This window comes from Streptomyces sp. NBC_01775, assembly GCF_035917675.1.
In the GTDB taxonomy this organism is placed as follows: Bacteria; Actinomycetota; Actinomycetes; order Streptomycetales; family Streptomycetaceae; genus Streptomyces.
In genome coordinates this window covers 6,770,554-6,790,906 of the sequence record NZ_CP109104.1, presented here as the reverse complement: position 1 = coordinate 6,790,906, position 20,353 = coordinate 6,770,554, and the positions used below count along the sequence as shown (strand labels likewise).

Below are 20,353 nucleotides of genomic sequence, written 5' to 3'. Positions count from 1 at the left end.
CGCACGGCAGCGGTCGTGGTGACCGTAGGAACAATGGGTCGTTCAGACCAATGTGACTGCCCGGGAAGTGACTTCAGCGGCGGCTTCGTGGACACCGTCCAGCGCGGTGGACGTCGAGCAGGCCGAGGCCGCGCTCGTCGAGCACTACGCGAGACTCGTGCGCCTCGCCTATCTCGTCCTGCCCCCGAGGCTCGGCCGGCACCGGCGGGTGCTGGCGGCGCACGCGCTGACCCAGCGGGCGCTGCCCCACGGGCGCGTCTCGACCTCGCAGCTGCCGATCCCCGGACCCCGTACGGGAGTCCCCGGCTGGGTCAGGCCGGATCCGGCCTATGTGTGGCTGCGGCTGTGCGTGCTGCGCGCCGCGCTGGCGGCCCAGCGCCCGCGCAGGCTGGGCCCCTGCCGGCTGCGCGCGCTGCCGCTGCTGCCCGGGTTGCTGCCGTGGGTGCTGGGACTGCGGCTGTTCCCCCGCGTCGCCGGTGCCGACGAACTCACCCTGGACCACGCGCTGTCCAGGGTGTCGGCCGCGGGCCGGGCCGCGTACGTGCTGCGCGGGCTGGAGGGCCTGGCGGAGCCGGACATACGGCGGCTGCTGCGGGAGCTGCGGGTGCCGGATCCGGAGGGGGCGCTCGCGGAGGCGAACGCCCTCGAGACACCGGCGGGCAGCAAGGACGGCTCGCTGCTGGAGTCGGGGGAGTTCGACGCGTGCGCCCTCCACGCCCGGCCGACCGATCTGCTGCGCCGCCGCCAGCACAAGCGCGCGGCGCTCGCCGCCGGGTTCGCGGTGCTGGCGTGCCTGGGGCTGCTGGGCGCGCCCGGTGACTCGTGGGGCCCCGACAGCGCGGCGAGGCCGCCGTACGCGCGCAACGCCGAGGCGCAGCGCGCCCTCGATCCGGGCGCGCTGACGCGGGTGCGGCCCGGCGCGTGGCGGCGTGCCTCGCGTGCGGACTTCTCCGCGTGGCCGGCGCGCGGTCCGCTGCGCCGTGACGAGGCCCTGCTGGAGCGGGCGCTGGCCACCTGGGCGCACCCCGCCGGTGACGTACGGGTCTCCGCGGTGCGCGGCACCCCCGCGGGGCCGCCGGCGGGGCCGCCCCAACTGCTGTACGCGGGGCGGCTGGAGGGCATGGCGGTGGTGCTGCTGCACGACGGGCTGCGGGTCGCCCGGTACGCGGAGCCGCTGGACCGGGGGGAGACGGAGGAGGTGGGCGTCGCGCTGGATCTGGCCCGCACGGCGGGTGCCGGAGCGACCTCCTCCGGGGCGCTGGTCATCTCGCGCACCGAGGGCGAGGTGCGCTATCTGACGGCGCCGTGGGTGCGGACGGCGGCCGTGGTGGATCTGCTGGACCCGGCGGACAAGGGGAGCCGCGAACTGGCCAGGGACCGGGACGGGGTCACCGCGCGCATGCGCACCCCGGTGACCAACCCGCGCCGCTGCGAGAGCTGGCCGGGGGTGGCGCTGACCGGGAGCGAGGAGATCGCGCCGGAGGTCGAGCTCTACACGGATCTGGGCGAGCTGCCCCCGGCCCGGCTGACGGACGGCAAGAAGCGCGGGCCCGCCACGAGCGAGGCGGCGCGCACCCGGCTGGCCCGTACGGCGTGTCACTTCCCGGCCGTGCTGGCCGGCGGCGTGAAGTCCGTCAACTCCTGGGAGTTCGCGCGCCAGCGGCTGCCGGAGGGCGACGGCGAGGCTGCCTGGGTGTGCACCAGGGCGGGCACGTGGCGGGGTACGGGGGCCAGGGCGATAGCGCAGTTCCAGGCCCCCGCGCGCTCCCCCGGCAGGCCGGGGGCCGCGGCATCGCGCGCCGAGAACACCCCGGCGTGCGGGCCGCGCGGGCGGGCGGTGGTGACGGGGGTGCTGTGGAAGTCGAGCGAGGGGCACTGGTACGTGCTCGCCGCGAGCAGCTACGAGGTGTCCCGGGTGCGGGTGCGCGGCACGGGGTTGCGGCCCGGCGCCGGTGGCTCCGCCGCCGTGGGGAGCGGCACCCTGGCGGTGCCCGCCGGGCCCGGCGCGCGCGCTGAACTGTCGGGCGAGCGGGAGGATGGGAGCCGGGTCGCGCCCCTGCGCTGACGTGCCTGCGGCGTGTTCCGGCTGACCTTTCTGTCGCCCTCTTCCCTGGTGCTGAGCAGGGGCTGCCCCTGCCTGTGGTGTGCAGAGTGCGGGTGCTTTCGGTCTGGGCGCGCAGTTCCCCGCGCCCCTTCGGGCGCCCCCTGACCGGAAGAGAGCTTGCGCGAGCTCGGCTTTACGTCTCTCACAGGAAACTGACAGCAAGCCCCCCTACATTCCGCGTACATGACAGACTCTTCAGCCTCAGAGAACGCAGAGCGACGGTCCTTCCCCCTGGGCCGACGGAAACTTCTGATCGCCGGCGGCGCCACGGCGGTGGCCGCCGGACTGGGCGTCACCGCCAGATCGGCCACCTCCGCCAGCGCGGCCCCGGCCGCCGCGCCGGGCTCGGCCGGCGCCGCCGTCTGCTCCCTCACCAAAGAGGTGACCGAAGGCCCGTACTGGCTGGACGGCGCCCTCGTACGCGAGGACATCCGCGAGGACAAGACGGGCATCCCCCTGGAACTCACCCTCACCGTCGTGGACGAGGCCAACGACTGCGCCCCGCTCCCCAAGGCCCTGGTCGAGCTGTGGCACGCCGACGCGCTCGGCGAATACTCGGGTTTCGTCGGCCAGAACGGCCACGAGGAGCCGGACAACGGCACCTTCCTGCGCGGCGGCGTCCTCAGCGGCGAGAACGGCGTCGCGAAGCTCACCACGGTCTACCCCGGGTGGTACCGGGGCCGCTGCGTGCACATTCATCTCAAGGTGCACACGGATGTCGAGCTGACGGACGACGGCTCGTACAGCGGCGGCGAAGTGATCCACACAGGCCAGCTCTTCTTCGCCGAGGAGACCACGGAACAGGTGGCCGCGACCGACCCGTATCCGACGAACGAGACGGAGCGCGTCACCCTGGACGAGGACTCCATCTACGACGGCGGCGGAGCCACGTCCGGCCTCCTGACGCTGAAGGCGTTGGGCTCCACCCCGTCCGACGGCTACGCGGGCTCGCTGACCGTCGGGGTCAACAGCGCCGGGTGACCCTGCGGGACCGGCCCGGGTCCGCGTCATCGGCCCGGGCCGGCCTCTCCGCGTCTCTTACGCTGATCCCGTGAACAGGACAGAGCAGGAGCGCCGGGCGGGCGGACCCGTGCGGGTTCTCCTCGCGGACGACGAGGCGATGATCAGGGCCGGGGTGCGGGCCATCCTCGGCTCGGCGGGGGACATCGAGGTCGTCGCCGAGGCGGCCGACGGGCGCGAGGCGGTCGAGCTGACGCTGCGGCACCGCCCTGATGTGTGCCTGCTGGACATCAGGATGCCGAGGCTGGACGGACTGCGCGCCGCCGCCGAACTGCACCGTGCCTCGCCGGAGACGGCGGTGATGATGCTCACCACGTTCTCCGAGGACGAGTACATCGCGAGCGCGCTGGGCTCGGGCGCAGCCGGTTTCGTCCTCAAGTCCGGCGACCCGCACGAGCTGCTGGCGGGCATCCGCGCCGTGCACGAGGGCGGCGCCTACCTCTCCCCCGCCGTCGCGCGCAGGGTGATCTCCCACATGGACACCGCGCAGCTCGGCCGGCGCGCCACGGCCCGCTCGCGGATCGCGGGGCTCACCCCCCGCGAGCGGGACGTCCTCTCGCTGGTGGGGGCCGGGCTGTCCAACGCCGACATCGCGGGACGCCTGCACGTCGTCGAGGGCACGGTGAAGACGTACGTCAGTCAGATACTCGCCCGCCTGGACATGAAGAACCGCGTCCAGGCGGCGATCCTCGCCTACGAGGCGGGCCTGGTGGACGGGGCGGCCGACGCGGACGAAGCGGGCGACTCCGACGACGTGGGCGAACCGGCGTGAGGAGCGCGGAGCGGGCCGACGACGGCTGACCGTGGCACCGGACCACCACTTTCGACAGAGGTACCGGGCCCCGCGTTCGGCGATGCTCGGTGCATGCGCTTTCTCCTGCTGGCCGCTCTCGTCTGCGCGGCCCCGCTCGCCGCCGCCGTCCAACGGCACGGCCAGGACACCCTGACGGCGGCGGTGGCGGTGCCGCTGCTGGTGGTGGCGGCGCGGGTGTGCGGGCGGTGGCCGCTGGCCGGGGTGGCGGTGCCGGTCGCGATGGGGCTGGCCGCCAGCACCGAGCTGCTGGCGCCCGAGTACTGGCCCGCGCTGGCGGTGTTCGGCTACCTGGCCGGACAGCGGGTGGCGGCCCGCCCGGCGCTGTGGTTCCTCTCCGCCGTCGCCCTGGCGGGGCTGCCGCTGTGTGTGTTCGTCCAGCGGGAGCTGTGGGCGTGGCCCACCCAGTTGCTGACGCTGCTGCTGGCCACGGGCCTGCCGTGGATGCTGGGGCGCCACCGCAAGCAGTACACCGAGCTGGTGGGCACCGGCTGGCGGCTGGCCGGACAGCTGGAGCAGCAGCAGCGCACGGCTGCCGACCGGGCGCGGCTGCGCGAACGGGCCCGTATCGCCGGGGACATGCACGACTCGCTGGGCCATGACCTGACGCTGCTCGCCGTTCGGGCCGGGGCGCTCCAGGTCGACCCGGACCTCGACGCGGACCAACGGGCGGCGGCGGGCGAGCTGCGGGAGGCGGCAGCGGCGGCGACGGCGCGGCTGCGCGACATCATCGGCGTGCTGCGCGAGGACGGCGAGGAGGCGCCGACCGTTCCGCGCGCGGGGACGGTGCGGGAGGTCGTACAGGGCGCGCGGGCCAGCGGGCTGACGGTCACCCTGGCCGGCGGGGAGGCGGCGGACGGGCTGCCGCCGATGGCCCGGCACGCCGCGCACCGGGTCGTCCAGGAGGCGCTGACGAACGCGGCCAAGCACGCACCGGGCGCCGAGGTACGTGTCACGCTCGCGTACGCGGACGCCCGGTGCACGGTCACCGTCGCCAACGACCCGCCGTCGGACGCCGCGCCGGACACCGGGCGCGGACTGGCCTCGGGCGGCGCCGGACTGGTGGGGCTCGACGAGCGCGTACGGCTGGCGGGCGGCACGCTGCGCTCGGGCCCGACCGGCGAGGGCGGCTTCGAGGTCACCGCCGAACTCCCGGTCGCCGAACCGCCGGTGGGGGCGTCCGCAGCGCCGGAGCCCCCGGGAGAAGCCTTCCCGGTGAGCGCCGTGAACGCCGTACACGCCGTACACGAGGCGACGCCCGGCCTCGGCCCCGGCCCCGGGTCGAGCACCTCGGCCCGCGAACTGGCGCTGGCCAGGCAGCGCTTGCGGCGCAGCCTCACCCAGACGGTGCTGGCGCCGCTCGCGGTCGTCGTCGGCATCCTGCTGCTGTCGCTGCCGGTGAGCCTGGTCAGCTCCTCCTTGTCGGTGCTGGACGAGGACGCCTACGCGGGTCTGCGGCCCGGCACGCCGCGCGCGGAGGTGGAGGACCGGATGCCGATGTTCACCCGCGACGGCCCCCCGGACGCGGCGCCGCGCACCCCCGAGGGCCAGCGGTGCGTCTACTACAGCACGGCCCTCAACTCCGGCGACGCCTACCGGCTCTGCTTCGCCCGCGGCGCCCTCGCCGCCAAGTCCCGGGTGGGAAGGACCGGTTGAGCCCCGGCGTCCGGTCAGCCACCGGGCCCGGTCAGCCGGGGGCGTGCGCGGTGGAGCCGCGCACGACCAGTTCCGGCTGGAAGACGAACTCCGTGTCCCCCATCGGGCTGCCGCCCATCGGCTCCAGCAGCGCGTGCACGGCCGCCTTCGCCATGGCGCCCACCGGCTGGCGGACGGTGGTGAGCGGCGGATCGGTGAAGGCGTTCAGCTCCGAGTCGTCGTAGCCGACGACCGACACCTCGCGCGGCACCGCCAGCCCGCGCTGGCGGACTGCCCGGATGGCGCCCAGCGCCATCAGGTCGCTGCCGCACACGAGTCCGGTGCAGCCCGCGTCCAGCAGCGCACCGGCAGCCGCGTGCCCGCCCTCGACGGTGAACAGGGTGTGCTGGATACGGGGCGTCGCGCCCGCCGCTTCCATCGCCCGTGTGAAGCCCTCCACCTTGCGCCGGGTGGGCACGAAGCGCTCGGGCCCCACGGCCAGCCCGATGCTCCGGTGGCCCAGTTCACGCAGGTGCGCAACGGCCATCGTGGCCGCCGCCCGGTCGTCGGGGGAGACGAAGGGCGCGCTGATGTCGTCGTTGTAGCCGTTGACGAGGACGAACGGCACGCCCCGGCCCGCCAGTTTCGCGTAGCGGCCCGGATCCGCCGTCAGGTCGGCGTGCAGGCCCGACAAGAAGATGATCCCGGCGACGTCACGCTCCACGAACTGGCCGACCAGCTCGTCCTCGGTCGCCCCGCCCGGCAGCTGTGTCCCGAGCACGGGCGTGTAGCCGTATCCGGACAGGGACTGCTCGATGACCTGCGCGAACGCGGGGAAGATGGGGTTGGTCAGCTCCGGGATGACCAGCCCCACCAGGCCCGCGCTGCGCTGCCGGGAGCGCGCGGGGCGCTCGTACCCGAGCACGTCCAGCGCGGCCAGCACCCGCTGTCGGGTGGCGTGGGCAACGCCCGGCTTGCCGTTGAGGACGCGGCTGGCGGTGGCCTCGCTGACCTCGGCGTGCGCCGCGAGGTCGGCCAGCCGCGCCGGAGCGGGGCTCGTCATCCGCGCACCCACCAGGCGGTGGTGTCCCCCGGCAGCGTGGCGCCTCCGTCGAACGGGCCGCTGGCCAGCAGGAGTTCGCCGACGGGGAAGCCGAGGGCGGCGGGCCCGGTGCCGGTGTTGGCCGCGCACACGAAGCCGCCGCGCCGGAAGGCCAGCACGCCCTCGGGCGCCGGAAGCCACTCCAGCTCCTCGCCGTCGCCCAACTCGGGCCGTGCGCGGCGCAGCCGCAGCGCCGTGCGGTACAGCTCCAGCGTCGATTCCGGGTCACCGGTCTGGGCGGTGACGGACAGCGCGCCCCACCCCGCCGGCTGCGGCAGCCAGCTCCCGCCGCTGCCGAAGCCGTAGGAGCTGCCGCTCTCCTCCCACGGCAGCGGCACCCGGCACCCGTCCCGCAACCCCTCCTGTCCCGCCGCGCCCACCGGATCGGCCGTCCGGAAGAACGCGGGGTCCTGACGCACCTCGGCGGGCAGCTCCCGCACCTCGGGCAGGCCCAGCTCCTCGCCCTGGTAGACGTAGGCGGAGCCGGGCAGCGCGAGCATCAGCAGCGAGGCGGCGCGGCCCCTGGCGTGGCCGCCGCCCAGCCGGGTGCGGTGGCGTACGACGTCGTGGTTGGACAGCACCCAGGTCGCGGGGGCGCCGACGGCGCCGAGGGAGCCGAGCGACTCGTCGATGGCGGCACGCAGCGCCGCAGCGTCCCAACCGGTGTTGAGGTAGTGGAAGTTGAAGGCCTGGTGCAGCTCGTCGTCTCGCACGTACAGCGCCGTGCGCTCCGCGCTGGGCGTCCACGCCTCCGCCACGCCGATGCGCTGTCCGGGGTACTCGTCCAGGACGCGGCGCCACGAGCGGTAGATCTCGTGCACCCCGTCCTGGTCGAAGAACGGCAGCGTGGCGGTGCCCAGCAGCCGCAGTTGTCCCGTGTCGCCCATGTCGGGCAGCCCGGCGGCCTTGACCAGCCCGTGGGCGACGTCGATCCGGAAGCCGTCGACGCCCATGTCCAGCCAGAAGCGCAGCACGGAGCGGAACTCGTCCTGTACGGCGGGGTGTTCCCAGTTGAAGTCGGGCTGCTCGGGCGCGAACAGGTGCAGATACCAGTGCCGCTCCCCGCCCTCGGTACGCGTCCAGGCCGGCCCGCCGAAGATCGACTCCCAGTCGTTGGGCGGCTCGTCGCCCGAGGGCCCCTTCCCCGGCCGGAAGTGGTAGCGCTCGCGGGCGGCCGGATCCCCCGCCAGTGCGCGCCGGAACCACTCGTGCCGGTCGGAGGAGTGGTTGGGGACGACGTCCACGATGACGCGCAGGCCCAGGGCGTGCGCGTCACGGATGAGCGCGTCCGCGTCGTGCAGGGTGCCGAACATCGGGTCGATGGCGCGGTAGTCGGCCACGTCGTACCCCGCGTCGGCCTGCGGCGAGGCGTAGAACGGGCTGAGCCAGACGGCGTCCACACCCAGCTCCGCGAGATACGGCAGCCTCGCGCGGGCACCTTCCAGGTCGCCCATGCCATCACCGTTGCCGTCGGCGAACGAGCGCGGATAGATCTGGTAGATCACCGCGTCCCGCCACCAGTCGCCTGAGCGGGCCTCATTCACCGTGGTAGCCAGCCCGGTACGGGCCTCGGCCGATTCAGGGGCGCTGCTGTGCTGGTCCATGTGATCCTCATCGTTGTTCCGCCACTGGCCCGGCCCGGCAACGGAAAGAAGAAAGAGCGGAAAAACGTCAGGACTTCGTCGCACCCGCCGTCAGCCCCGACACCAAATGCCTTTGGGCGAAGCCGAAGACCACGGCTGCCGGAACGGCGATGATGACGGCAGCGGCAGTCATGGAACCCCAGTCGGACCCGTAACGGTTGACGAAGGTCTGGAGGCCGCCCGCCAGGGTGAGGTTCTCCTCGCCGGTCATGAAGGCGGTCGCGTAGGCGACCTCCGCCCACGCGGTCACGAAGGTGTAGAAGCCGGTCACCGCGAGACCGGGTTTGGCCAGCGGGAGGATGAGCCGCCAGAACGTCCCGAACGGGTTGAGCCCGTCCACCCTCCCGGACTCGTCGATATCGACGGGAATCGTGTCGAAGAAGCCCTTCATCATCCACGCACAGAACGGCACGGCCACCGTCAGATAGGTGACGATCAGACCCACGGGCTGATTGAGCAGCCCCAGCTTCGCCATCGTGTTGTAGAGCGGCACGATCAGCACGGCCATCGGGAACATCTGCGTGATGAGCAGCACCCACATCAGCGACCGCATCCCGGGAAAGCGAAACCGGCTGAGCGCATAACCAGTGGTCGCGGAAATAAAAACGCCGACAACGGTAGTGCCGCACACAACAATAACCGAATTGCCGAACCAGCTGAGAAAATGCGTGTCGGCGACAACATGCCGATAGTTTCCGAGGGTGAAGTCCTTGACCAGAGCGGCGGAGAAGGACTCGCTCGTGGGCTTGAACGAGGTCACCAGCAGCCACAGCGGCGGAAACAGCGCGCAGGCCGTGCCGAGCAGCAGCCCCGCGTGCAGTCCGATGGACGCCGCCGGCGTCCGCTTACGGGTGCGCATCGTCACCACACCTCTCCCTGACGGCGCAGCGCCCGCCGGTAGACGACCGTGAACAGCGAGAGCAGCAGCAAGATCAGCACGCCCCAGGCCGCCGAAGTGGCGAAGTCGCGCGGGCTGTTGACGAAGGAGAGCCGGAACGCGTACGTCACCAGGATCTCCGTGGAGTCCTCGGGGCCGCCCTTGGTGAGCAGGAAGATCACCGGGAACATGTTGAACGTCCAGATGGTGCTGAGCAGCACCACGGTGCTGCTGACCGTGCGCACGCCCGGCAGCGTGATGTTGCGGAAGCGCTGCCAGGGCCCCGCGCCGTCCATCTCCGCCGCCTCGTACAGCTCGCCGGGTATGGACTGGAGCGCGCCCAGCATGGCAACGATCATGAAGGGCACACCGAGCCAGACGTTCACCGCGACAACGGCGACCTTCGCCCACACCGGATCCCCCAGCCACGGCACCCCTTCGATGCCGCCACCGTCCAGGACCTTGTTGAGCAGCCCGTTCTTCTCATTGAAGAGCATCTTCCAGGCGAAGACCGACACAAAGGCGGGAATCCCCCAGGGAACGATCATCCCAACCCGATAGAAGGCACGCCCCTTCACCTTCCGGTTGAGCATGTTCGCAAGCGCGAGCCCCAGCAGGAAGGTCAGGCTCACACACCCGACCGTCCACAACGCGGTCCAGCCCAACCGATCCCAGAAGACACTGTCGGACAAGATGCGCTTGTAATTGTCAATCCCGGTGAATTCATAGGTCGCCGGAATATGGTTGACGCCGATCGTCCGCTCGACGTTGGCCTCGTCGGCGTCGGTCAGCGACAGATAGACACCGCGGCCGAGGGGGTATCCGATGATGAGGCCGATGACTATGGCGACGGGCGCCACCATGGTCCACGCGTACCAGTGTCTCGCCGACAGGGCGATGATCCGCTTCATATGTAGCCTTTCATTTCCCGTGAGGGCTTCGCCCCCTGACCCCCTTTTGAGGGCTTCGCCCTCTGACCGATGGCCTCGCCGGCCGGGCGTTGGGGCGGCTCCTCCCCCAGACTCCGTCCGGGGCCCCCACCCAACGGCCCCCCGCTAGAGGGGCGGAGCCCCCGTAGCGGGGGGCAGGTGGGGGGCGGAGCCGCCCCGCCGCCCGGCCGGCGAGGCCAAGGGGGTTTGGGCGAAGCCCCCAACAACGGCGAGGACCCAAGGGGCGAAGCCCCAAGAACGGGGCCCAAGGGGCGGAGCCCCGCCCTTACTTGTAACCCTTCAAGAGCTTGCGGAACTCATCCCCCGTCTTGCCCGCCGCCGCAGAAGGCGACTTACCCCCGGCCAACACCCCGTCAACCCCCACCCGAATAGGCTCGAACAACGAGTTGCCCTCGGCAATCCAAGGCCGCTGCACAGCCTTCTTCACGGCGGGCCGGAAGAACTCCACCATCTCGTTGTCCCGAACAGCGGACCGCTCATAAACAGACTTCCGCGTGGGCAACAACGAAAGCGACTCCGTGGTGCGGGCCTGCACCGAGGCACTGCTCATGTACTTCGCGAATTCCTGCGCCGCACGCATCCGCTTGGTCCCGGCGTAGACGGAGAGGTTCCAGCCACCCTGCGGAGACCCCTGCGCCTTACTGCCGGCAGGCACAGGCGCGACGCCGAGATTGTCCTTCTTCCCGCCCTTGAACTCCTCGCCCTCACGGGCGAGCGCGATGTCCCAGGGGCCGTCGATGATCATCGCGACCTTGCCCTCCTGGAATGCCTTGATGCCGTTCTCCTGGCCGTCACTGGAATCCGTGACGGCCGCCTTGGAGTCGACAAGGTCCTTCATGGTGGCGAACGCCTTGACGCCCGGCTTCTGGTCGACGGTGACCTTCTTCGCCTTGGCATCGAGCAGGTCGCCCCCCTCGCCGTACAGGTAAGGAAGGAACCAGTACGGATCGTCACCGCGCAGGTAGAGCGCGGTGGCCCCGGTCTTGTCCTTGATCTTCCTGGCGTCCTTCTTCAACCCCGCGAAGGACGTGGGAACCTTGACGCCCGCCTTCTTCAGCAGCCGCTTGTTGTAGAAGAGGCCGAGGGTGTCGGTGACCTGCGGCACCGCGTAGGTCTTGCCCTTGTAGCGGGTGGAGCCCGCCGCCGTCTTGAGGTAGTCGGACTCCTGGTCCAGCGCCGGCGTGCCATCCAGCGGAGCGAGGTAGCCCAGGCGGGCGAAGTCCGCGACCCAGGCGACCTCGGTGCGCATCACGTCGGGGGCACCGGAGTTGCCGCCGGCGGCGTTCTTGAACTTCTGGTTGGCGTCGCCGAAGTTGACGTGCACGTACTTCACATCGACCTTGGGGTGCTTCTTCTCGAAGTCCTCGGCGATCTTCTGGTACGTGGCCTTCTCGCCGTCGTTCGAGGTGTCCCAGAAGGTGACGGTGCCTTCGATCTTGCCGCTGGAGCCGTTGTCGTCTCCGTCCGAGCCACCGCAAGCCGTTGCCGCAAGAGCCAGTGCCGCTACCAGCGCGGTGGCGCCTATGCCACGCCGCATGTCGATCCCTCCGCAGGGTGAGAGCCCGCACCGCCCTGAACGGCGCCCGGCTGCGCAGGAACGTAACAGCGCTGCCACATCTCCGAAAGGTCTTGCGGTAAATTTCTGCAAGATACGCGGGCGGCTTCCGGAAGCCGAGTAACCCGGGAGTCGGGCTCCCCGTTGAGCCCTGGACCGTGCCCGCCGTGATTCCCCGACCCGCACCGGGTCCCGCCCGAGAGGGAAACCCGCATGACCCAGCACGCCGTCAGCTCTCTTCCCACGCCCGCCCCCACGCCCGCGCCGACCTCCACGCCCACGCCCGCACCCGCACCCGCCGGCCGGCCCTCCCCGGACACGCCGTCCCTCGGCTGGTGGCGCGACGCCGTCATCTACCAGGTGTACGTCCGCTCGTTCGCCGACAGCGACGGGGACGGCGTCGGCGACCTGCCCGGCGCCCGGCAGCGGCTGCCCTACCTGGCGGGGCTCGGCGTGGACGCGGTGTGGCTCACGCCGTTCTACGCCTCCCCGCAGGCCGACGGGGGCTACGACGTCTCCGACTACCGCGCCGTCGACCCCCGCTTCGGCGACCTGTCCGACGCCGAGGGCTTCATCACCGAGGCCCACGACCTGGGCCTGCGCGTCATCGTCGACATCGTGCCCAACCACACCTCCGACCAGCACGCCTGGTTCCGCGCCGCGCTCGCCGGCGACGAGGAGGCCCGCGCCCGCTACCACGTCCGGCACGGCCGGGGCGAGGGTCACCAACTGCCGCCGAACGACTGGGAGTCCGTCTTCGGCGGACCCGCCTGGAGCCGCCTGCCTGGAGACGAAGGGCTGTGGTACCTCCACCTCTTCGCCCCCGAACAGCCCGACCTGGACTGGGAGAACCCGCAGGTCCACGCGGAGTTCGACGCCGTCATCCGCTTCTGGCTCGACCTGGGCGTGGACGGCTTCCGTATCGACGTGGCACACGGCATGGTCAAGGCACCCGGGCTGCCCGACATCGGCCGCAAGGAGCAGGCCCGCATGATCGGCGCACAGCAGCTGCCGTTCTTCGACCAGGACGGCGTGCACGAGATCCACCGCTCCTGGCGCCGGCTGCTGGAGTCCTACGGCCCCGACCGCATCGGCGTCGCCGAGGCGTGGGCCCCCACCTCCGAACGCCTGGCACTGTACGTACGCCCCGACGAGCTGCACCAGGCGTTCAACTTCCAGTTCCTGCGCGCCGGCTGGGACGCGCGCGAGCTGCGCGAGGTGATCGAGGAGTCCATGGCCGCGACCACCCGCGTCGGTGCCCCGACGACCTGGGTGCTCTCCAACCACGACGTCGTACGCCACCGCACCCGCCTCGGCAGCCTGGCGCGCGCCCGCGCCGCCGCGCTGCTGATGCTCGCCCTGCCCGGCTCCGTCTACCTCTACCAGGGCGAGGAGCTGGGCCTGCCCGAGGTGACCGCGCTGCCCGACGAGGTGCGCCAGGACCCCGCGTTCTTCCGTGCCACCGGGGACCAGGCGGGCCAGGACGGGCTACGGGACGGCTGCCGGGTGCCGCTCCCCTGGAGCACCGAGGGCCCCTCCTGGGGCTTCGGACCGGGTGACAGCTGGCTGCCGCAACCCGCCGAGTGGCGCGGGCTGTCCGTACGGGCCCAGACCGGCGACCCGGACTCGACTCTGGAGCTGTACCGCACGGCGCTGCGGCTGCGCCGGCGCCTGCCGGGCCTGGGCGACAGTGCGATGGAGTGGCTGGCGGCGCCCGAGGGCGTGCTGGCGCTGTCGAGGCCGGGGCTGATGTGCGTGGTCAACACCCGTGACAGCGCGGTGGAGATGACGGTGCCCGGCCGGCTGCTGCTGTCCTCGACGCCGGGAGCCACGGACGAAGCAGCAGCACCGGACGCTCCGGGGAGCCCGGACGAAGCACCGAATACGGCACCAGCACCGGATGCGGCGGAGGCGCCCGGCGGCAGGCTGATTCCGGCGAATTCCTGCACATGGTGGGCAGCGTGATGCACTGCCGGTAAGGTCCAGTCCCGTGACCGCACGGCTAGCTGACATCGCAGCACAGGCGGGGGTCAGCGAAGCCACGGTCAGCCGGGTCCTCAACGGCAAGCCTGGCGTCGCTGCGGCCACCCGCGAATCCGTACTCGCCGCACTCGACGTGCTCGGGTACGAGCGTCCCGTCAAGCTGCGCCGCCGCAGTGAGGGCCTGGTCGGGCTGATCATCCCGGAGTTGGAGAACCCGATATTCCCCGCCTTCGCGCAGGTGATCGCGCAGGGCCTCACCCGGCAGGGATACACCCCGGTCCTCGCCACCCAGACCCCCGGCGGCTCCACCGAGGACGAGCTGACCGAGATGCTGGTGGACCGGGGTGTCGCCGGGATCATCTTCGTCTCCGGGCTGCACGCCGACACCACGGCGGACGTCGGACGCTATGAACGCCTGCACGCCCGGGGCGTGCCGTTCGTCCTCATCAACGGCTTCTCCCCCGGGGTGCGTGCCCCTTTCGTCTCCCCCGACGACCGGGCGGCCATGCGACTGGCGGTAACCCACCTGGTCTCGCTCGGGCACGAGCGCATCGGCCTGGCGCTGGGCCCCGAACGGTTCGTGCCCGTACAGCGCAAGATCGAGGGCTTCACGCAGACGATGCGCGAGCAGTTCGAGGGCGCCGACCCCGGCGAGCTGATCGAGCACTCCCTCTTCACCTTGGAGGGCGGTCAGGCCGCCGCGCTGACGCTGTTGGAGCGGGGCTGCACGGCCGTTGTGTGCGCCAGCGACATGATGGCGCTGGGCGCCATCCGCGCAGCCAGGCAACGTGGCCTGACCGTACCCGGCGAGGTGTCGGTGATCGGCTTCGACGACTCCCCGCTCATCGCCTTCACCGATCCGCCCCTCACCACGATCCGTCAGCCGGTGACCGCCATGGGCCAGGCGGCCGTGCGCGCGCTGCTGGAGGAAATCGGGGGCACCCCGGCTCCCCACAGCGAATTCGTCTTCCTTCCCGAACTCGTCGTACGGGGCTCCACCGCCTCCCGCGGCAAGCGTGGGACCTAGGTATTGGGGCAGATCAGACGTAGGGACGAGGCAATCGGCCCAAGACCCGACCGCAGGATGATCGGTCGGGTCCCCCCGTCTGGCAGACTGTCGCCTTATGGGGGTACCGACCACGAGGACCGAAGAAGACAGCCGGCAGGACGCCACCACGCAGGACGTCACCGAAGTCCCGGCGGAACCCACTCATACCCGCACGAGACTCAGTCCGCTGCAAAGGCTGCGCTCCCCTCGCCGCCCCCGCATCTGGTTCGAGATCGCCCTCATCGCGGTGAGCTACTGGACGTACTCCCTCATCCGTAACGCGGTCCCCGAGCAGCGGGCCGAGGCCCTGCGCAACGCGGACTGGATCTGGGACACGGAGCGGGCCCTGGGCATCGCCGTCGAACAGTCGGTCAACCACGCGGTCAGCGGGGTGACGTGGCTGATCATCTCGATGAACTACTACTACGCCACGCTGCACTTCATCGTGACCATCGGCGTGCTCGTGTGGCTCTTCCGCAGCCACCCGGGGCGGTACGCCGCCACGCGTCTGGTGCTGTTCGCCACCACGGGCACGGCCCTGCTGGGCTACTACCTCTTCCCGCTGGCCCCGCCCCGCCTGATGAACGGCGGGTACTTCATCGACACGGTGCAGGTGCACCAGACCTGGGGCTCGATGGCCTCGGGGAACCTGGCGCAGATGTCCAACCAGTACGCGGCAATGCCCTCGATGCACATCGGGTGGTCGGTGTGGTGCGGGATCACCATCGCGATGCTGGCCAAGCCGGTGTGGGCGAAGGTGGCGGGTGTCTTGTACCCGGTGACGACGCTGACGGTCATCGTCTGCACGGCCAACCACTTCTGGCTCGACGCGGTCGGCGGCCTGCTCTGCCTGAGCCTCGGCTTCGCCCTCTCCTACACCTGGTACGGCCGCCTCTCCTACCGCCTACCGAGGCTGGCGACGAGCCCCGCCTGATCGGGCAGGGGCCGATTCACTCCGCGTCGTAGAAGAGGCGGTCGACCACCCCACGGGCCCTCCGTGTCACCCGGCGGTAGTCGTCGAGCATCTCCCCCACGTGGCCGGGCTCATAGCCCAGGTACCGCCCCACGGCGCCCAGTTCCCTCGATTCCGAGGGAAATGTGTCGCCGGGCCGCCCCCGCACCAGCATCGCCGCGTTCCGCACCCGCGAGGCCAGCACCCACGCCTCGTCCAGGACGTGCGCGTCCGTCTCGTCCACGAGACCGGCCTCCAGCGCGGCGGCCAGCGCCACCCGGGTGCGGGTCGTCCGCAGGCCGGGCACCTGAGCCGCGTGCCGCATCTGCATGAGCTGGACCGTCCACTCGACGTCCGTCAGCCCGCCCCGGCCCAGCTTGGTGTGGGTGGTGGAGTCGGCGCCGCGCGGCAGGCGTTCGCTTTCCATGCGGGCCTTCAGCCGGCGGATCTCGCGTACGGCGTCCTCCTCCAGACCGCCCTCGGGGTAGCGCAGCGGCGCGATCAGCTCCATGAAGCGCCCGGCCAGTTCCTCGTCGCCCGCGACGTACTCGGCGCGCAGCAGCGCCTGGCTCTCCCAGACCATCGACCAGCGGCGGTAGTAGGCGGCGTAGGAGCCCAGCGAGCGGGCCAGCGCCCCCGTCTTGCCCTCGGGGCGCAGGTCGGCGTCTATGACCAGCGGCGGGTCGGCGGTGGGCAGCTGGAGGAGCCGGCGCATCTCGGTGGCGACGGCGAAGGCAGCCTTGCCTGCCTCGTGCTCGCTCACGCCGTCCCGGGGCTCGTGGACGAACAGCACATCGGCGTCGGAGCCGTAGCTCATCTCGTGGCCGCCGAAGCGGCCGAGGCCGATGACGGCGAAGCGGGTGGGCAGCTCGTCGCCCCACTGGGCGCGTACGGCGGCGCGCAGCGCTCCGGCGAGCGCCGCGGCGTTGATGTCGGTGAGCGCGTCGCCGACCCGGTCGAGGGATTCGGCCGGGTCCTGCGGCGCTACGCCCTCGGTGCCGTACGCGCCGATCAGGTCGCCGGCGGCCGTACGGAACAGCTCCCGGCGGCGCACCCCGCGAGCGGCGACGACGGCCCCTTCGGCGTCGACGGCCCGGCTGACGGCGGCCAGGGTCTCCTGGGTGAGGGCCAGGAGCGAGCGGGGCCGCAGCCCGCCCTCGTCGCCCAGCAGCGCGACGGCCTCGGGGGCGCGGAGCAGCAGGTCGGGGGCGAAGCGGCCGGCGGACAGGACGCGGGCGAGGTTCTCGGCCGCCGCGCCCTCGTCGCGCAGCAGCCGCAGGTACCAGGGCGTCTTGCCGAGCGCGTCGGAGACCTTGCGGAAGGCGAGCAGCCCGGCGTCGGGGTCAGCTGAGTCGGCGAACCAGCCCAGCAGCACCGGCAACAGGGTGCGCTGGATGGCGGCCTTGCGGCTGACCCCGGAGGCCAGGGCCTCCAGGTGGCGCAGCGCGGAGGCGGGGTCGGCATAGCCGAGGGCCTCCAGCCGCTGGCGGGCGGCCTGGGGGGAGAGCCGGACCTCACCCGCGTCGAGCTGGGCGACGGCGTCCAGCAGCGGTCGGTAGAACAGCTTCTCGTGCAGCCGCCGTACGGCGGCTGCGTGACGGCGCCAGGCCTTGTGCAGCTCGGTGACGGGCTCGCTGCGGTATCCCAGCGAGCGCCCCAGCCGCCGCTGGTCGGCCTCGGAATCGGGCATCAGGTGGGTGCGGCGCATCTTGTAGAGCTGGATGCGGTGCTCCATGGTGCGAAGGAAGCGGTAGGCGGCATCCAGCGCCGCCGAGTCCTGGCGGCCCACGTAGCCGCCGGCGGCCAGCGCGTCGAGTGCTTCGAGGGTGGTGGGGCTGCGCAGCGTGACGTCGCTGCGGCCGTGCACCAGTTGGAGGAGCTGGACGGCGAACTCGACGTCGCGCAGTCCGCCGGGCCCCAGCTTCAGCTCCCGCTCGACCTGCGCCGCGGGGATGCTGGCGACGACACGGCGGCGCATCTGCTGGACGTCGGTGACGAAGTTGTCCCGCTCGGAGGCCTGCCACACCATGGGCGAGACGGCGTCCACGTACTCGAAGCCCAGCACCGGGTCGCCCGCCATCGGACGGGCCTTGAGCAGCGCCTGGAACTCCCAGGTCTTGGCCCAGCGCTGGTAGTAGGCCAGGTGGCTGCTGAGGGTGCGCACGAGCGGCCCGTTGCGGCCCTCGGGGCGCAGGTTGGCGTCGACGGGCCAGATGGTGCCCTCGGCGGTGGTGTCGGAGCAGATGCGCATGAGGTGCGCGGCCAGCCTGTTGGCGGCCTTGAGCGCGGTTTCCTCGTCCGCGCCGTCGGTGGCTTCGGCGACGTAGATGACGTCCACGTCGGAGACGTAGTTCAGCTCATGGCCGCCGGCCTTGCCCATGCCGACGACGGCGAGCCGGCACACCGCCGCGTCCTCCGGCGCCTCGGCCTCGGCCAGCGCCAGGGCCGCGCGGAGCGTGGCGGTGGCCAGGTCGGCCAGCTCGGCCGCCGTCTCGGCGACGTCGCTGGTACCGCACACGTCGCGGGCCGCGATGGACAGCAGGGCGCGGCGATAGGCGACGCGCAGCGCGTCCGGCCCGTCGACGCCGCGCAGCGCCGCCTCGAACTCCTCCACCCCCGGGTGCAGGTCGGCGGACTCGTAGGTGACCAGCGCCTGCCAGTCGTACGGGTGACGGGCGAGGTGGTCGGCGAGCGCCGTGGAGGCACCGAGGACGCCGAGGAGCCGGTCGCGCAGGGGCTTGGCCGCCAGGAGGGTGTCGATGAGGGACTGGGCGTCCTTGTCGAGCGACTCGACGAGGCGGAGGAGGCCGAGGAGTGCGAGGTCGGGGTCGGCGGTGGCGCCGAGGGCGTCGAGGAAGAGGGTGTCCGCGCGGACGCGGTCCAGCTCGGGGGCGTCGAGCAGGCGTGCGGCGGCGTCCGGGTCCGTGAACCCGTGCCGCAGCAGTCGCCCGAACGTGCTGTTCCGCCTGCCGCCGTGTGTCACGCTCACTCCTTGTCTTTCCCCAATCCCTCCCCTTCCCGTTTCTTTCGGGGGCTTCGCCCCCGAACCCCCACTCCTCAAGCGCCGGAGGAGGGCTGAAATTCAGCCCTCCTCCGGCGACCGTTGAAGAGCTGAGGGGGCACCTCCCGGCCGGAGGCTGGGAGAGGGAAGGGGCGGGGCAGGGCAGGGGCAATCACAGCACGGGAAGGCTCTTGCGCAGCTCGAAAGCCGTCACCTCGCTGCGGTACTCCTCCCACTCCTGCTTCTTGTTCCGGAGGAAGAAGTCAAAAACGTGCTCCCCCAATGTCTGAGCGACCAGCTCACTCCGCTCCATGAGGCTGATCGCCTCGCCGAGGTTCTGCGGGAGCGGCTCGATGCCCATCGCGCGCCGCTCCGCGTCGGAGAGCGCCCAGACATCGTCGTCGGCACCGGGAGGAAGCTCGTAGCCCTCCTCGATGCCCTTGAGGCCGGCGGCCAGGAGGACCGCGTAGGCGAGGTAGGGGTTGGCGCCGGCGTCGAGGGAGCGCATCTCGATGCGGGTGGAGCCGGTCTTGCCGGGCTTGTACATGGGCACGCGGACCAGCGCGGAGCGGTTGTTGTGGCCCCAGCAGATGTAGGAGGGCGACTCGCCGCCCTCGCCCGCCGTGCGGTTCGCGCCGCCCCAGATGCGCTTGTAGGAGTTGACCCACTGGTTGGTGACGGCGGAGATCTCCCCGGCGTGCTGGAGCAGTCCGGCGATGAAGGAGCGGCCGACCTTGGAGAGCTGGTATTCGGCGCCGGACTCGTAGAACGCGTTGCGGTCGCCCTCGAAGAGCGAGAGGTGGGTGTGCATGCCGGAGCCGGGGTATTCGGAGAACGGCTTGGGCATGAAGGTGGCCTGCACCCCCTGCTCCAGTGCGACCTGCTTCATGACCAGGCGGAACGTCATGATGTTGTCGGCCGTCGACAGCGCGTCCGCGTAGCGCAGGTCGATCTCCTGCTGGCCGGGCGCCCCCTCGTGGTGGGAGAACTCCACGGAGATACCCATGGACTCCAGCATGGTGATGGCCTGGCGGCGGAAGTCCATGCCGACGTTCTGCGGGGTGTGGTCGAAGTAGCCGGAGGAGTCGGCGGGGACGGGGCGGGAGCCGTCCACCGGCTTGTCCTTGAGCAGGAAGAACTCGATCTCCGGGTGGATGTAGAAGGTGAACCCGAGGTCCGAGGTCTTGGCCAGGATCCGCTTGAGGACGTAGCGCGGGTCGGCGTAGGAGGGCGAGCCGTCCGGCATGAGGATGTCGCAGAACATGCGGGCGGTTCCGGGGGCCTCGGCCCGCCAGGGCAGTATCTGGAAGGTGCCGGGGTCGGGCTTGGCGATCATGTCGGACTCGTAGACGCGGGCGAAGCCCTCGATGGCGGAGCCGTCGAAGCCCATGCCCTCGTCGAACGCCTGCTCAAGTTCGGCGGGCGCGACAGCGACCGACTTCAGGAACCCGAGGACATCGGTGAACCAGAGTCGGACGAACCGGATGTCGCGCTCCTCCAGCGTCCGGAGGACGAATTCCTGCTGCTTGTCCATGGGCCTATCCTTGCAGGTCAGAGAGGTTCGCTCAGGTCGCCCGGCACTACGGGGCCATATCAGCATTCCACCACAGGGTTTCCGGGAGATTGCCGGTCCGAACTGATCGTTTCACAGGCGTCCCCGGCACGCCGGGGC

At 71.6% G+C, this 20,353-nt stretch carries 14 protein-coding genes; 7 read left to right on the top strand and 7 right to left on the bottom strand.

Features of this window, described 5'->3' with window-relative positions:
- Positions 1 to 106: 106 nt before the first annotated feature.
- The 4 genes from OHB04_RS30235 to OHB04_RS30220 all read left to right on the top strand — a co-directional run bounded on the left by OHB04_RS30235 (position 107) and on the right by OHB04_RS30220 (position 5,591).
- Positions 107 to 2,065: a hypothetical protein gene (locus OHB04_RS30235; protein WP_326690798.1), complete on the top strand. Its 1,959-nt coding sequence runs from the start codon at positions 107 to 109 to the stop codon at positions 2,063 to 2,065.
- Between the two features lie 222 nt (positions 2,066 to 2,287).
- Positions 2,288 to 3,085: an intradiol ring-cleavage dioxygenase gene (locus OHB04_RS30230; RefSeq protein WP_326690797.1), complete on the top strand. Its 798-nt coding sequence runs from the start codon at positions 2,288 to 2,290 to the stop codon at positions 3,083 to 3,085.
- Between the two features lie 70 nt (positions 3,086 to 3,155).
- Positions 3,156 to 3,896 (top strand): response regulator transcription factor, encoded by a 741-nt coding sequence (locus OHB04_RS30225; protein ID WP_326690796.1) that lies wholly within the window; start codon positions 3,156 to 3,158, stop codon positions 3,894 to 3,896.
- 93 nt (positions 3,897 to 3,989) lie between these two features.
- Entirely contained in the window at positions 3,990 to 5,591 is a 1,602-nt protein-coding gene (locus OHB04_RS30220) for a sensor histidine kinase (protein WP_326808698.1), read from the top strand.
- Between the two features lie 31 nt (positions 5,592 to 5,622).
- Here the strand turns inward: OHB04_RS30220 and OHB04_RS30215 are convergent, their stop codons facing one another.
- The 5 genes from OHB04_RS30215 to OHB04_RS30195 form a co-directional block, all read right to left on the bottom strand.
- Complete coding sequence (locus tag OHB04_RS30215; protein ID WP_326808697.1) at positions 5,623 to 6,633, bottom strand: LacI family DNA-binding transcriptional regulator; 1,011 nt, start codon at positions 6,631 to 6,633, stop codon at positions 5,623 to 5,625.
- A complete protein-coding gene (locus OHB04_RS30210) occupies positions 6,630 to 8,276 on the bottom strand; it encodes a glycoside hydrolase family 13 protein (RefSeq protein ID WP_326690793.1) in 1,647 nt (548 codons plus the stop codon). Before OHB04_RS30210 ends, OHB04_RS30215 begins: the two co-directional genes overlap by 4 nt.
- Positions 8,277 to 8,343: 67 nt before the next feature.
- Positions 8,344 to 9,174 (bottom strand): sugar ABC transporter permease, encoded by an 831-nt coding sequence (locus OHB04_RS30205; RefSeq protein ID WP_326692987.1) that lies wholly within the window; start codon positions 9,172 to 9,174, stop codon positions 8,344 to 8,346.
- Positions 9,175 to 9,176: 2 nt separating this feature from the next.
- Positions 9,177 to 10,103 carry a carbohydrate ABC transporter permease gene (locus OHB04_RS30200; protein WP_326690792.1) on the bottom strand — a complete coding sequence of 309 codons (927 nt, stop codon included), beginning with the start codon at positions 10,101 to 10,103 and terminating at the stop codon, positions 9,177 to 9,179.
- 304 nt (positions 10,104 to 10,407) lie between these two features.
- Positions 10,408 to 11,679, bottom strand: a complete 1,272-nt coding sequence (locus OHB04_RS30195; RefSeq protein WP_326808696.1) for an extracellular solute-binding protein — start codon at positions 11,677 to 11,679, stop codon at positions 10,408 to 10,410.
- A gap of 231 nt (positions 11,680 to 11,910) precedes the next feature.
- Here OHB04_RS30195 and OHB04_RS30190 point away from each other — a divergent pair, with 231 nt between their 5' ends.
- The 3 genes from OHB04_RS30190 to OHB04_RS30180 all read left to right on the top strand — a co-directional run bounded on the left by OHB04_RS30190 (position 11,911) and on the right by OHB04_RS30180 (position 15,662).
- Positions 11,911 to 13,662 carry a glycoside hydrolase family 13 protein gene (locus OHB04_RS30190; RefSeq protein ID WP_326808695.1) on the top strand — a complete coding sequence of 584 codons (1,752 nt, stop codon included), beginning with the start codon at positions 11,911 to 11,913 and terminating at the stop codon, positions 13,660 to 13,662.
- A gap of 25 nt (positions 13,663 to 13,687) precedes the next feature.
- On the top strand, positions 13,688 to 14,707 hold the full coding sequence (locus OHB04_RS30185; RefSeq protein WP_326808694.1) for a LacI family DNA-binding transcriptional regulator: 1,020 nt from the start codon (positions 13,688 to 13,690) through the stop codon (positions 14,705 to 14,707).
- 97 nt (positions 14,708 to 14,804) lie between these two features.
- Complete coding sequence (locus tag OHB04_RS30180; RefSeq protein ID WP_326690788.1) at positions 14,805 to 15,662, top strand: phosphatase PAP2 family protein; 858 nt, start codon at positions 14,805 to 14,807, stop codon at positions 15,660 to 15,662.
- Positions 15,663 to 15,678: 16 nt separating this feature from the next.
- Here the strand turns inward: OHB04_RS30180 and OHB04_RS30175 are convergent, their stop codons facing one another.
- Together OHB04_RS30175 and glnA are read right to left on the bottom strand one after the other, a co-directional pair.
- Entirely contained in the window at positions 15,679 to 18,663 is a 2,985-nt protein-coding gene (locus OHB04_RS30175; RefSeq protein ID WP_326808693.1) for a bifunctional [glutamine synthetase] adenylyltransferase/[glutamine synthetase]-adenylyl-L-tyrosine phosphorylase, read from the bottom strand.
- Positions 18,664 to 18,853: 190 nt separating this feature from the next.
- A complete protein-coding gene (gene glnA, locus OHB04_RS30170) occupies positions 18,854 to 20,215 on the bottom strand; it encodes a type I glutamate--ammonia ligase (RefSeq protein WP_326690786.1) in 1,362 nt (453 codons plus the stop codon).
- Positions 20,216 to 20,353: the final 138 nt, after the last annotated feature.